Origin of the sequence: Burkholderia sp. LA-2-3-30-S1-D2, from assembly GCF_001523915.2 — a bacterium.
GTDB lineage: Bacteria > Pseudomonadota > Gammaproteobacteria > Burkholderiales > Burkholderiaceae > Burkholderia > Burkholderia diffusa.
Map to the genome: position 1 here is coordinate 866879 of NZ_CP013383.1, position 13580 is coordinate 880458.

15 protein-coding genes are annotated in these 13580 nt (G+C 62.0%); 13 read left to right on the plus strand and 2 right to left on the minus strand.

Features of this window, described 5'->3' with window-relative positions:
* Positions 1–47: 47 nt before the first annotated feature.
* The 11 genes from WS66_RS04040 (at position 48) to WS66_RS04090 (ending at position 9014) form a co-directional block, all read left to right on the plus strand.
* Positions 48–1217: a phage tail sheath subtilisin-like domain-containing protein gene (locus WS66_RS04040; RefSeq protein WP_059599210.1), complete on the plus strand. Its 1170-nt coding sequence runs from the start codon at positions 48–50 to the stop codon at positions 1215–1217.
* A gap of 9 nt (positions 1218–1226) precedes the next feature.
* Positions 1227–1733 carry a phage major tail tube protein gene (locus tag WS66_RS04045; RefSeq protein WP_059599211.1) on the plus strand — a complete coding sequence of 169 codons (507 nt, stop codon included), beginning with the start codon at positions 1227–1229 and terminating at the stop codon, positions 1731–1733.
* Positions 1734–1831: 98 nt separating this feature from the next.
* Positions 1832–2134 carry a phage tail assembly protein gene (locus WS66_RS04050; protein WP_059599212.1) on the plus strand — a complete coding sequence of 101 codons (303 nt, stop codon included), beginning with the start codon at positions 1832–1834 and terminating at the stop codon, positions 2132–2134.
* Positions 2135–2214: 80 nt separating this feature from the next.
* The gene (locus WS66_RS04055; protein ID WP_059599213.1) at positions 2215–4653 is read left to right on the plus strand and encodes a phage tail tape measure protein; all 2439 of its coding nucleotides are present in this window, start codon (positions 2215–2217) and stop codon (positions 4651–4653) included.
* An 11-nt stretch (positions 4654–4664) separates the two neighbouring features.
* The gene (locus WS66_RS04060) at positions 4665–5543 is read left to right on the plus strand and encodes a phage tail protein (protein ID WP_059599214.1); all 879 of its coding nucleotides are present in this window, start codon (positions 4665–4667) and stop codon (positions 5541–5543) included.
* Entirely contained in the window at positions 5518–5724 is a 207-nt protein-coding gene (locus tag WS66_RS04065; protein WP_059599239.1) for a tail protein X, read from the plus strand. The genes WS66_RS04060 and WS66_RS04065 overlap by 26 nt, the downstream gene beginning before the upstream one ends.
* Before the next feature lie 9 nt (positions 5725–5733).
* Positions 5734–6783: a phage late control D family protein gene (locus WS66_RS04070; protein WP_059599215.1), complete on the plus strand. Its 1050-nt coding sequence runs from the start codon at positions 5734–5736 to the stop codon at positions 6781–6783.
* A gap of 75 nt (positions 6784–6858) precedes the next feature.
* Positions 6859–7152: a phage holin family protein gene (locus WS66_RS04075; RefSeq protein WP_059599216.1), complete on the plus strand. Its 294-nt coding sequence runs from the start codon at positions 6859–6861 to the stop codon at positions 7150–7152.
* A complete protein-coding gene (locus WS66_RS04080; protein WP_059599217.1) occupies positions 7145–7564 on the plus strand; it encodes a glycoside hydrolase family protein in 420 nt (139 codons plus the stop codon). Before WS66_RS04075 ends, WS66_RS04080 begins: the two co-directional genes overlap by 8 nt.
* Positions 7561–8055 (plus strand): DUF2514 family protein, encoded by a 495-nt coding sequence (locus tag WS66_RS04085; RefSeq protein WP_059599218.1) that lies wholly within the window; start codon positions 7561–7563, stop codon positions 8053–8055. The genes WS66_RS04080 and WS66_RS04085 overlap by 4 nt, the downstream gene beginning before the upstream one ends.
* A 167-nt stretch (positions 8056–8222) precedes the next feature.
* The gene (locus tag WS66_RS04090) at positions 8223–9014 is read left to right on the plus strand and encodes a DNA adenine methylase (protein ID WP_059599219.1); all 792 of its coding nucleotides are present in this window, start codon (positions 8223–8225) and stop codon (positions 9012–9014) included.
* 65 nt (positions 9015–9079) lie between these two features.
* Here the strand turns inward: WS66_RS04090 and WS66_RS04095 are convergent, their stop codons facing one another.
* The gene (locus WS66_RS04095; protein ID WP_159086512.1) at positions 9080–9706 is read right to left on the minus strand and encodes a hypothetical protein; all 627 of its coding nucleotides are present in this window, start codon (positions 9704–9706) and stop codon (positions 9080–9082) included.
* Between the two features lie 210 nt (positions 9707–9916).
* Here WS66_RS04095 and WS66_RS34295 point away from each other — a divergent pair, with 210 nt between their 5' ends.
* Both WS66_RS34295 and WS66_RS04105 read left to right on the plus strand, forming a co-directional pair.
* On the plus strand, positions 9917–10918 hold the full coding sequence (locus tag WS66_RS34295; protein ID WP_236872918.1) for a hypothetical protein: 1002 nt from the start codon (positions 9917–9919) through the stop codon (positions 10916–10918).
* 549 nt (positions 10919–11467) lie between these two features.
* Positions 11468–11701: a hypothetical protein gene (locus tag WS66_RS04105; RefSeq protein ID WP_059599220.1), complete on the plus strand. Its 234-nt coding sequence runs from the start codon at positions 11468–11470 to the stop codon at positions 11699–11701.
* Positions 11702–12705: 1004 nt separating this feature from the next.
* Here WS66_RS04105 and WS66_RS04110 read toward each other — a convergent pair.
* The gene (locus WS66_RS04110; RefSeq protein WP_059599221.1) at positions 12706–13569 is read right to left on the minus strand and encodes a class I SAM-dependent methyltransferase; all 864 of its coding nucleotides are present in this window, start codon (positions 13567–13569) and stop codon (positions 12706–12708) included.
* Positions 13570–13580 lie beyond the last annotated feature (11 nt).

Sequence of the window (13580 nt, forward strand, 5' to 3'; positions counted from 1 at the left end):
TCGTAAGCCGCTCAGTCGAGCGGCTTTTTTCATTTCTGGAGATCCGCATGGCAGCGACTTCGTTTTTTCACGGTATCACGACGACCATCGTCGACAGCGGCCCGCGCACGATCGCGGTGCCGTCATCGTCAGTCGTTGGCCTGACCGACACCTATACGCCGGGCGCTGGATTGGCGCAGCCGAACGTACCTGTACAACTGACGAGCTATGGCGAAGCGGTGCGTGCATTCGGCGAAAAGAGCGCGATCGCCCGCTCGGCCCGTGCGATCTACGCCCAGAGCAGCGCGGTCGTCGTTGCAGTCGGCGTCGCATCCGTCACCGATGCGGCGCAGCTAACGTCGGCGATTGTGGGCGGTGTCACTGCAGGCGGTGTCCGCACCGGCATGCAAGCGCTGCTCGACGCAAAGTCGCTTTTCAATACGCAGCCGCGTCTGCTGATCGCGCCGGGCCACACGTCGAAGCAACCGGTTGCGACAGCCGCTGATTCTCTGGCCGGCAAGCTGCGCGCGGTCGCCGTGATCGACGGCCCGAACAGCGACGACGCGGCGGCAATTGCGTACGCGAAGAATTTCGGCAGCAAGCGCCTGTACATGGTCGACCCCGGCGCTAAGGCATGGGACACGGCGGCAAAGGCGCAGATTGCGCTGCCGGCGTCGGCATACGCGGCGGGTCTGTTCTGTCAGACCGACGCGAAGATCGGTTTCTGGGCATCGCCGTCGAACAAGGAGATCGTCGAGATCACGGGAACGGGGCGCCCGATCGAATATCTCGACGGCGACGAGACGTGCCGCGCGAACCTGCTCAACAACGCGAACATCACGACGATCATCCGAGACGGCGGCTTTCGCTTGTGGGGCAATCGCACGCTGTCGGCCGATCCCAAGTGGAAGTTCGTCACGCGTGTGCGTACGCTCGACATCGTCATGGATGCGGTGCAGGCCGGGCACAAGTGGGCGGTCGACCGTGGCATTACGGCGACCTACGTCAGCGACGTGACCGAGGGGCTGCAGGCGTTCATGCGCGATTTGAAGCGTCAGGGTGCAGTGATCAACTTCGAGGTCTACCCGGATCCGAATCTGAACACGGCGAGCCAGCTCGAAGACGGCAAGGTGTACTGGAACATTCGCTTTACGGATGTCCCGCCGGCCGAGAACCCGATTTTCCGCTTCGAGGTCACGAACCAGTGGCTGACCGAAGTGCTCGATAACCAGATCTAAGGGGCAGCGATGATTCCGGAAACTCTGTACAACTGCAACACGTTCGTCGACGGCCGTAGCTACGCGGGGCGTGCAACGAGCATGACGCCGCCGAAGCTGAAACTCAAGACGGACGACTTCCGCGCGGCTGGTATGGACGCTGCAGTCAAGGTCGATCAAGGCATGGAACCGCTCGAAGCGTCGTTCGCGATGGCGACGATGGAGTACGACGTGCTGAAGTTCTTCGGGCTGGTCGATCAGGGGGCGTTCAACGGCGTGTTTCGCGCTGTGTTCAAGGATCGCAGCGGCAACTCGAAGAGTGTTGTTGTGTATCTGCGCGGCATGCTCTACGAAGTCGATCCGGGCGAATGGAAGCCGGGCGACAAAGTCGATGCGAAGTTCAACGTATCGTGCGACTACTACAAGCTGGAGATCGACGGCGCGGTCGTGCACGAGATCGACATTTTCGCGTGCAAGCGCGTGATCAACGGTGTCGACCAACTCGCTGACATTCGCAAGAAGCTCGGCATGGCGTGACCGTCATTCGACGCTCACGTTGCACATCAAGCAGCAAAGCTACTTTACTCAATCAATGGCGAGCCGCCGGCTCGCCATTTTTCATTTCAGGAACCGCAATGGACAAGGTTACGGTCAAGCTCGACTATCCGATCAAGCTCAATGGTGTCGAGTGCGACACCTTCACGATGCGCCGGCCGAAGGTGCGCGACATGCGTGGTGCGCAGAAGCTCGCGCCGAACGATTCCGAAGAACAAGAGCTGATCCTCTTTGCGTCCCTCGCGGACATCGCACCGAGCGATCTCGATGCGATGGACATGGCCGATTACGAGCGCGTGCAGGACGCCTACTATTCCTTTCGATCCGTACGGAAAGCTGGACCGAAAGACGCTCAAGGCGCTGGCAAATCGGCTGTTGCGTGAGTTGGGCATGTCGCCGACGTCGATCGACGAGATGACGGTCGACGACATGCTCTGGTGGCTGACGGACTGAAGGGGCCGATATGGCGAAAGACCTAGCACTTGGCATCGTGATCGGCGGGGCGGTGTCGGCGACGTTCGGCAAGGCGATTACCGACACGTCGTCGAAGATCGACGCGATGAAGAAGCGGGCGAACGATTCGAGGCTCTGGCAGCGCCAGATCGGCGAGACGATGCGCCTGCAGGATGAGTTCCGCCGGCTGCACGCGACGGGCGACAGTGCGGCGGACGGCATTCGCCGCAAGCTTGATAGCAATCTGAAGTCGCTGCGTGATGCCGGCATCGAGGTCGACCGGCTCGATCGTGCGTATGCGCGGCTCGGCCGGACGACGCGGGGGCTGGATCTGAAGGCGTCAGGCTACGAGCGGCTGGCAGCCGGTCAGGAGGCCGGGCGCGGTGTGATCGGTGATGCAGTGAAGCTGACGGCGGCGGTCGCGGTGCCAGCGACGATTGCGGCGAACTATCAGGCGATCATTCGCGACATCGCGATCAAGGCCGGTATCGCACGCACGCAGGAAGAGGCCGCAATGGGTGTGCGCATCCGGCGCGACGCCGGGGCGAACGGTATCGGCCGCAACGAGCTGGCCGACGCCGTCAACCAGATGGTTGCCGGCGGCATGGATCTGGATCGGGCGCTCAACTTCGCGCCGCTGGTCGCGAAGTTCTCGATCGGACAGGGGGCAACGACGGTCGAGACCGCGAAGATGATCCAAGCGCTGCAGCAAAACGCGGAGATCGTCGACCCGAGCCAGATGGCTAAGGCGTTGGAGGCGATCGCGTATCTCGGCAAGGAAGGCTCTTTCGAATCGGTCGACATGGCGCGATGGTTCCCGGTGCTGCTCGCCGAGATGAAGAAGATCGGCATCACGGGACAAGACTCGGTGACGCAGCTCGGGGCGATGCTCCAGGTGCAGATGAAGACGGCGGGCAGCTCCGACGAGGCGGCGAACAACCTCAAAAACTGGTTCTCGAAGATCGGTTCCGGGGAGACCGAGCGCAACTACGCGAAGGCCGGCGTCGACTATCAGGCAAAGATGCGCGAGGCGATCGGCAAGGGCTGGTCGACGCTGGAAGCGTCGTTCGTGCTCGCACGCGCATACATCGAGCGCGTCGACCCGGCCAAGGCGAAGCAGCTCGCGACGGCGGCGAAGCAGTTCAATTCGGAAATGGACCCGGCCAAGCGTCAGGCGCAGATGGCCGCGTTCGCCGAGACGATGAAGACCGGCGACCTGTTCAACGACATGCAGGTCAAGGCGGCGCTGACGGCATACATGCAGAACGCGGAGCTGTACAGCAACCTGAAGCGCAACGCGCAGCAGGCGAGCGGCGAGATCCAGAAGGATCTGGAGGCGCGACGCGAGACGTCCAAACAGATCTGGAGCGAGGTCGGTCAGCGATGGGATGACGCGATGCGCAGCATCGGCGACGCGCTTCGTCCGATTACGGATCGCGTCGGTGAGGGCGCAAAGGCGCTCGGTAGCGGCATCCAGTCCGTTGCAGACGGCGCACCCAAGGCGACAGCGGCTGTCGTTGGCGTCGCCGGTGCTGTCCTCGCGCTGCGCGGCGCAAAGGCACTTTGGAGTATTGGCCGGGGCGCGGTCGACATCGCGCGCGGCACCTTGCTCGCGCGGGGCGGTCGAGCGGCTGCGGGGCGTGCTGGCGGTGCAGGTGGTGTCGTGGGCCGGGCGCTCGATGCACTCGGCGGGGCTGCGGGTGCTTCTGGCGGGGTGCAGCGTGTTTTCGTCGTGAACATGTCCGGCGGGGGCGTCGACGGTGGCGGTCTGGGCGATCTGATGGGGGGCGGACGTGCACGTCGTGCTGCACGTCGTGCGGCAGCTCGAGGTGGGCGGCTCGGTCGAGTCTTCAATGCCGGCCGTTCTCTGTTTGGCCGTGTCGCGCCGTATGCCGGGAAGCTCGCCGTCGCGGGCACGGTGCTGAAGTTGGGTCTCGCGGCGCGGGAAGCGTACGCCGTCGCGTCGAGCACCGATACCAGCAAGGAGAAGGCGAACCGCTTCGCGGGTATCGCGGGCAGCCTTGCCGGAGGTGTGATGGGCGCGAAGGTCGGCGCGATGATCGGGGCCATTGGCGGGCCGATCGGGTCGGCGGTGCTCGGTGTGATTGGTGGTGCCGTCGGCACGTTTGCCGGCGACAAGCTGTTCAGCACGATCTCGCGCAAGGTGCTGGATCGCAAGCCGGACGAGGCGCCAGCGAATGTCGCAGCACTCGCGAAAGCGAAGGCACTCGCGACAGACGGGGCGGCCGGCGTTGGAGCTCGACCGGGGCCGCGTATCGAGCAGCAGAACACCTTCGCCCCGGTCTTCCACGTGAAGATTGAAGCGAGCGATACGGACCTGGCTAACAAGTTCCTCGCGCAGGTCAGTCCGCAGTTGACGCGAATGATGGACGAGCACCAACGCAAGGCGAACAGTCGAACGGCCATGTTCGATTCGCCGCATATGTAACGGGAGGGCGAATGGATGTAATCCGACAGATCACAGGGGCGGCAACGCAGGCCGGAATCGCGACCGAGCGCGTGCGGCAGATGGTCCGCATATTCGATCGGAATCGCGCGGCGAGCATGTCGACGGTCGACATGCTGCAACGTCTCGCGACCGGCAATCTGAGCAGCGCAGCCCAGCTGCTGACGGGCGCGAAGGGCGCGCTGGCGGTGGCCGGCGATCTGTTCCCGCAGGTCGGCACGGTACTGCGCAGTTTCAATGCGACGCAGGCGTCGATCGGCTCGATTTTGAAGGCGGTCGAAGGCTCGAATTTCCCCCTTGTGCAGGCTGCCGCTGACAGCGTGAAGTCAGCACTCGGCGGGGCATGGAATCAGTTCAACGCGGCGGTCGGTCTGAAGGACTCGGCGGTGGTGGACGTCATCAAGTCGACCGGTGTCGGCTCGCTGCTGTCGGGACTGGTCGACGGCGCGACGTCGAGCACGCCGCACCTGATGTCGATGACGACCGACGCGGGCGACGCGTTCCATTTCAATCTTTCGACGGCCGCTCACGACAAGTTGCGTCGGGCGACGCGGTATCGCGTGGCATCGCAGGAGCGGCTGAACCGACAGGAGGCGCTGCAGGCGGTCAGTGAAGGGGGCGAGACGATCACGCTGTCTGGCGTCGTGTTCCCCTCGCTCGGGGCCGGCACGAAGCAGATCAACCGGCTGCGGGCGATCGGCGGACGCATGAAGCCCGTGCAGCTCACGACGGGCGACGGCGAGGTGCTCGGCCGGTGGCTGTTGCAGTCGATCGAGGAGGAGCAGGACGCGCTGCTCGTCGACGGCATTCCGCGCAAGCAAACTTTCTCGGTGGAGTTCGGCCGCTATGGCGAAGACTTTAAGAACGTCTGACGGCGACGTGCTCGACACGCTTTGCTTTCGGTACTACGGCACGTTGCAAGGAACGGTCGAGGCCGTGTACGAGGCGAATCCGGGGCTCGCGGCTCGGCCGCAGCCGTTCCCGGCCGGCGTCGAGATCCTGCTGCCGGATCTCGATGCGCCGCGTGTTGAATCGGTCCAGCTCTGGACGTAGCGAGGTGTGATGGAAGCGATTTTTCAGGTTATCGCGAACGGCTCGGATGTGACGAAGGTGATTCAGGATCGCGTGCTGGAGATCCGGGCGATCGACAAACCCGGTCTGGACGCTGACGAGTGCACGATCACGCTCGACGATCGCGACGGCCGCATCGAGTTTCCGCCGAAGGGTGCGACGTTGAAGGTGTCGATCGGGTGGGAGGGACAGGGGCTGGCGATGCTCGGCGAGTATGCCGTCGACGAGGTCGGCGTGCGCGGGCCGCCGGCCAGCGTCGTGATCCGGGGCAAGCCGGCGAATATGCGTGCGACGTCGAAGACGCAACGATACGGGAGCTGGTCGAACGCGAAGCTGGCCGACATCGTCGGCGACGTCGCGCGTCGTAACAAGTGGTCGACCGCGTGCGACGTCGACGTCATCGTGCCGCGCATCGACCAGTTCGGCGAGAGCGATCTGCACTTCATCACGCGCGTGGCTCGCCAGTACGGTGCGACGGCGACGGTCAAGGCCGGCAAGCTGATTGTCCTGCCGCGCGGCGGCGGCAAGAGCGCGAGCGGCAAGCCGCTGCCTGTCGTGACGCTCACGCCCGATGCGCTGCTCGACTATGACATCAACTTCCCCGACCGCGCGAGCTTCGCGGCCGTTCGCACGAAGGTGCACGATCGCAAGACGGGCAAGAAGATCGATCTCACGATCCCGAATCCGGATGCGCCGCCAGGTGCGTCCGCAGTGCATACCGAGCGGCATGCGTTCGCGAGTCCGGAGGCCGCGAAAGCTGGGGCGACGTCGCGATTGGCGACGCTCAATCGGCACACGTCGACGAGTCGCCTTACGATGCGCGGCCGCGCCGATCTGTCGGCCGAGAAGACGATCGCGCTGAAGGGGTTCAAGAAGGGAGTGGACGGTGAGTTTCTGATCGAGTCGGTCGAACACACATTCGCATCACGCGGATGGATCACGGTCGTGACATTGAATGGAGGGAACAAGGGGAAAGCGAAGGTCGGCCACGGGAAGAAGAAGGGCAAGAAGATCGATCTGGTGGTGCCGGCGCCGAAGTAACGCCGCGCGCTGTTCTTTGAAGGCCGCTCACGGGAAACCGGAGCGGCCTTTCTTTTTATCGGGCAAGGGGAACCGATGCAAGACCATGAAAAGACGATTCTGGAGCTGATCATCATGGGCGGTTTGATTGGCATCGCGAAGGTGTTGGTGGGTAACGAACATTTGACGTTCCGGCTCGTTGCAGGCCGTGCCGTGTTGGGTTCAGCGACGTCGATGGTCGCAGGCATTGCGCTATTGCAGATCCCGGATCTGCCGCCGATCGCGCTTCTCGGGATCGGCAGCGCATTCGGCATCGTCGGGTCGCAGTACCTGGAGGTGCTGCTGCGTAGGAAGGCAAAGCAACTTTTTGGGGGAAGCAAGAATGGGTAAGTACGACGGGGCGAAACTGAAGGCTGAACTGACGCGCGATGAGGATCGGCGCTATCGAATCTATACCGACACAGTCGGCAAGGTATCGGGAGGCATCGGCCGCAATCTGACCGACAAGGGGTTCCGCGATAACGAGATCGATCTGATGTACCAGAACGACATCGCAGAAACCGAGGCGTGGCTCGATCGCAATCTGTCGTGGTGGTCGTCGCTCGATCCGGTTCGCCAACGCGTGATGATGAACATGGCGTTCAACATGCAAGGGAAGCTGCTCGGGTTTCGCAAATTTCTCGCGGCGGCGCAACGTGGCGACTGGAACGGGGCGGCGACTGAAATGCTCGACAGCCTGTGGGCGCGGCAGGTCGGGGATCGTGCGAAGCGCCTTGCGTCGATGATGCGGAGCGGCGCATGACTTGGTTCGATCCGCGTGTGTGGCTCGCCGTCATCGTCGGTGTAATCGTCGGAGCAGCGGCAGGCTATTCGAAGGGGCAACGTGACGCGGACCAGTCCGCCAAGGTCTCTGATCAGGCCAAGCAGATCGACGAGCTGCGGGTCGAACGTGATGAATTTCGCCGCCGTCTGGTGGCACAACAGGGGGTCGCAACTGATGCTGCGAAAGAACGTGATCAGGCGGTCGCTGATGCGGCTGCTGCCGATGGTGCTGCTGTCAGCCTGCGCAAGCAAGTCGCCGCACTCGTTGTCGACGTCCGGCGTGCCGCCGCTTCGACCCGAAGCACGGCAACCGGCGACGCCCTCGATCTGCTTGCCGACGTGCTCGGCCGGACTGACGAGGCTGCGGGAGAGTTCGCGCGAATCGCTGACGAGCGCGGCATCGCCGGTCAACAGTGCGAGCGCAGTTACGACGCCTTGATCGGCGACGCGCAAACCAATCCGCCGCAGTAGCGTGGCAATCGAGGCCGGGCGGTCTCGAAAGAAACAGGGCGACCGGGGAAATGTTCGCGCATTGCCCCGGTCGCCTTTCCACTGTCTGAGCCAGTGAATCAGCCAAGGCCCTGCTTACCTACGTAGGCGGGCCGGATTCTACACCAAGTTTAAAAACGGCTTTCACAATGGCAAATCCCATCATTCCTTGGATCGGCGGAAAGCGCCGTCTTGCAGACCATCTCATTCCGCGCTTTCCGGCGCATGACTGCTACGTCGAAGTGTTCGCGGGTGGTGCAGCGCTGTACTTTCTGCGCCCTCCGGCAAAGGTTGAAGTGATCAACGACGTCAACGGTGAGCTGATCAACCTCTACCGTGTCGTACAGCATCACCTGGAGGAGTTCGTGCGCCAGTTCAAATGGGCTCTGACGAGCAGGCAGGTGTTCGAATGGCTGAAGCAGACGGTCCCGGAAACCCTTACCGATATCCAGCGTGCGGCACGGTTCTACTACCTGCAGAAAAGTTGCTTTGGCGGGAAGCTGGAGGGACAGACGTTCGGCACCGCGACGACAACGCCGCCCGGCCTGAACCTGTTGCGCATCGAGGAGGAGCTATCAGCGGCACACCTGCGGCTCGCGAACACGTTCGTGGAGCGGCTGGATTGGGCGGCCTGCATCGATCGATACGATCGGCCGCATACGCTCTTCTACCTGGACCCACCGTACTACGAGACGGAGGGGTACGGCGTTGCTTTCCCCTTCGGCGAGTACGAGAAGATGGCCGCAAAGCTGCGTGCGATCAAGGGACGCGCTATCGTGAGCCTCAACGACCATCCCGACATTCGGAGCGTGTTTGATGGGTTTCATATTGAGACGGTGCCAATCCAGTACACCGTCGGCGGAGGCGGAAGGGCCGCAGAACGAAACGAGCTGATCATCTTCAGTTGGGATTACGCGGCGCAGCCGGTGGGGCTGTTCTAACCGACGATGCCGGTGCGATCAATCGTACCGGCATCGCGTTCACGGGTTGGCGCAGGCCGGCAGCGTCAATCGAAGCGAGCGCTGTCAATCATGCGGCGGAGCTGGTCGAGTGCGAACGAGTCGGGATAGCCGTTCTTCTTCAATTCCAGCTCGGCGGCGCAGACCATTTTCTCCATGAGCCGCAGCGTCCGGCGGACGTGCACGACTTCCAACACAAAGCGCTGTTCGATCGTGAGCGCACGATTTTTCTTGTAGGGAGTCGCGCTCCACGCGTCGCGCAGCTCCGCCCATGTCAGGCGTTGGAATTCAGGCAACTTTGTTGCCTTGTCGGAGCCGGGATCGGGTTCGCCGGGGATGTCGTGGAGCCTGCATTTCATGGCTTCGCGAGCGCGCCACTCGTCAGAGAACGGAGCAACCGATGCGCGCGGATTGCCCATGCGTCCGGCCCGCATGATCTCCTTGTCAATCTTGTTTGACAGGCGGCGCAGCGGAGCTGCGTATTGCAGCTCGTCGGCACGATCGAGGTACGCGATCATTCTCGTGGCGTTGTCGGTAAGAGTGCCCATTTCGCGCAGCGTAATTCGCAGGTGTAGCACTTCGAGGATCAGGCGATGGACGTCGGCATACGTGCACGTGCGCCACCATTGCGACATAGCGTCAAACTGAGGAGGGTCGAATGGGGGCAAGATCATGATGCGAGCAAAGCACTGTATGGATATACAGTTTATCGCGGAGTAAGATGAGGCCGTCAAGTCTCAAAAATGGGGGCGGGCAGCCATTCGACATCGTCCAGCAGATCGTCGACAATCTGCACGCGCGTCGTGCAACGGCACGGCAGTCTCGCATTGCTCAAAGGATTTGGCGTATATCGAAGTCTTCGAACTGACGCACCGGAAACTGCCATGACCTATCCGAGCACCCCGTTCATTCTGTCGGCGATCGATCCGGATCTTCTGTATCCGTGCCTCGAGGTTCGATTCGAAACCGACGACCTGGATGCGCTGCGTCGGCTGGTCGACCCGGACGCCCCCGAGGATGCGGACCTCGACGACTACTATCTTCTGTCGCCAACACAGGTCGCCGCCGTATGCGACACCTTTGCGATCGAGTTTGAGCATGGTTCGCGCGATGCCATCATCTCGAAGTATGTCGATACTGGTGTTCGTATCCCTTACCTTGTCCATACAGGTTACGAGCTGGCTTTGATGGTGCAAGGGCGCAAACCATTCGGGTTCATCGAATTCAACAGCGAATGGTGGCCGTCGGTCCTACTGAAGGCTCGCTTTGACGAGTATGTGGCTCAAGGTGTCTTGCACTCGCACGAAATCATCGTTGATGCACCGGCCCGACCAGGCCGTCCAGCGCGTCGAATTGGGCAAATCCTGTATACGCTCAAAGGCGAGGAGTGGCGCATCCCAGCGCTGGAATTTTTCCGTCAGAACGTCAACCGGCGGGGCGACGGCTGCGAGAACATGGAGCGCCTGGAAGGTGCGTTGCTCGGTTACGAGCCGTGGCAAAACGACTGGTGGATCGACCATCTCGCGCGCAGTGGTAGCGGTCTTTACGGCGCGTCCAGTATCGTCAAGGTGGACCGGGCGCAATTCGACTGGCTCGTTCACGCTGGTTTCCGGGCGCTTCCGCCAGTCGATACACCGACATTCACCCTCTATTCGTCACACTGGTTGGATGAAGATGCCATGAAAGCGGCCATACGGGACGACCCGACGATCGAAGCGTTCGTGCAATTCAACGGTGGACAGGCTCAGATCCTGCACGCAGCTGATTTCCGCACCGCAGGCCCTTACGAGATCCCGGCAACATTGATTCCGTCGATAAACCGTCGCCTCTGGCGCCCGGTAAGGGTTTTGATCCGTCGAAGTGATTTCCTCGAAGCTGATTCGTAAGGAGGAATTCGGTCAGTTGTTGCCGGCGCACAGGCGCTGGCGAACGTTCATCATCGATTAGGTTTCGATGTCTAACGGTCGCTCGACAAGAGCGCCGGCGTAGGTCTTGGCGTAGCTATTGATCTGAAGCCTTGTCAGATAAGCCGCAGGTACTGCTGCATCATTGGAGTGGCGGCCGCAGGTGCTGCGGCGGGTTGCGTGCTCATGTGACAGGGAAAAGTTGCTTTGGCTGCCAGAGTTTACCAGTGGGCCGGACGCGGCTGGGCGAAGTTCGCCGTTTGGCCAGGTGCAGGGGGGGGAATTGGCAGCGACCGTGGTCAGTCCTAGCTCGCGGGCATGGCGCTGCGGGCGCAACCTGCAACGTAGTGCTAACCCCGACATGCCAATTGCGGTCGACAGTTTAGATTGTGACTGTGCGGGTTCGTTGATCGGATTTCGGACGTTCTGCCCAACTCCTCGATATGTCGACCGCAGACTCCTACATGAACGAATCGACCTACCGTATCGTTTTCGGCTTTGTCGTTATCTGCGGACCGTGACGGAGGACATATGACGCATGCCTTGTACGAATTGCTTCGAGACCTCGATGATCGCCGGCTCTTTTATACATTGGGCCGGCATCGCCCAGACACCATTCTGATCTCGATAACTGTGCCAGGTGAGCGTATCGAGATCGACGTATTCGACGATGGACGTATGGAGATGTCGCGTTTTTCCGGGGATGAGAGTGTAATTGACGACCCACAAACAATGTTAAAGGCCATCGAGGCGGCTTCCGAGTGAACGGGATTGGTCATGAGACGCAAAGCGCCCACTTTCCGTCGGTCGACGCCGCAACCTTCCAAACGACACGTCGCTACTTCGGACTATGGTTTGTGGCCATTTTCTACTCGTCAACGGCGTTCGCCAGTCCGAACGTTTGCACTTCAGACCAAGCTCGGAAGGCCGAGGCTGTTTCTGATGCCGCCACGTCGTGGAAGCAGTTGCATCGCCAATTTCGAAAGTTCGCAAATTGTGACGATGGGGCAGTCGCGGAGGGGTTCAGCGAATCGAACACTCGTTTGCTCGCAGATCACTGGGGCACCATTCAGCAGTTGAAACCCATGATCGTGTCGGACCCAGCTTTCCGCGCCTTCATTGTCCGGCATGTTGACACTACAGTCCCGGCAGAGAGGTTGCGGCGGATCGCCCGAAATGCGGGCAAACAATGCCCTGGAACTCTGAAGAACTTTTGCCGAGAGATTCGAGCAGCGGCCAACAAGTAAGTCGATCGACATCGAAATGCATGTGACCGAAGCCTAATCGATAGGCTGTTGATCCGGAAAAGCCTGAGCGTAGGTCTTGGCGTAGCTTTGTGCGCCGGGCCTTGTCAGATAATGTGCAGGTACTGCTGCATCATCAGGCGATGCAAGTTGCTTTTCAACCAAACGGTGGAATTGGGTGCCCAGAGGCACGAAAGCCCGCTGCGAGTGGGCTATCGTGCGTGCTACAGATTCGCTACAGCAAGGGGCGGAAGCCCTGCTGGACAAGCCTCGTGCTTATCATTCCACCCCCTGAACTACGGGGCGGAATACCAGGGCCGAGATCTCCGATGCCGTCCCTTTTCGGCCACAAACTGCCGGTCACATGCGCCGCCGGCAGGCCGCTCAGGCGTCGGCTCTGCTTCGCAACCGGCCATCTGATTGTCGCAAGGCGAGCGCTCGTTCAGTGGCCAGAAGGGACATCAATCTGAGCGGCCAACGACGCCCAGCTCTACCAAGCGGAGGCGTCTCCCCCGTTAATCCCTGTCACCTTGCCGGATTTCGTGCCATGACGACCCACGCCGCGCCGTTGATCAACACCGCACCTTCGCCGGGGAGGCTCGCGAAGGCGGCACGAACTGCGGCCGAGGCGCGGGCGCGGATGTCGTCGGGCTGATCAGCGAGCGCACGCGAGAGCGGGCCGACCTCAAGCGTCATCTTCACTGCGTCGTCGATCGCAGCGTCCCGTGTTTCGCCCTCTCCGAATGGGACGGCCGCGTCGAAGGGCGAGATAGCGATATCGGTAAAGCCGGCCGTCGTCAGGATGCGTGCCACGCGCTCCCGGTCGCCGAACGAAAACGGGCCGGGCGCTTCGGGATCGGGCAGCGCACTCGGCGGGAGGATGCCCTTGAGCGCGCCCACCGGCAGGCGCATCCAATCGTTCTCTGCCGCACCGCGCCAGCAGACGAAGGCGACCCGGCCGCCCGGCCGGAGTGCGCGTCGCATATGGGTAAACGCCGCTGTCGGATCGTCGAAGAACATCACGCCGAAACGCGAGAACAGGATATCGAACGCGCCCTCGGGCAGCTCTGCGCTGCTGGCGTCGGCCACCTGAAACAGGGCCGGCGTATCGTGTCGCGCCAGCGCGCGCGCTCGGTCGATCAGCGGTTCGGATATGTCCACGCCCAGCACTTGGCCCCCCGCGCCGACGCGGGCTGCCAGAGCCAGAGTCGACGCGCCCGCGCCGCAGCCGATGTCTAGCACGCGCTCGCCCGTCGCGGGCGCGGCGGCTTCGATCGCGGCCTGGCCGAACACCGCCACCAGAGCGTCGAGCCGGGCCTGGTTGGCGACCCAGCGCTCCCCGCTTTGACCATTCCAGTCACCCACCTGATCCGCACTTTGCTTTGCCATGTCATCTCCTT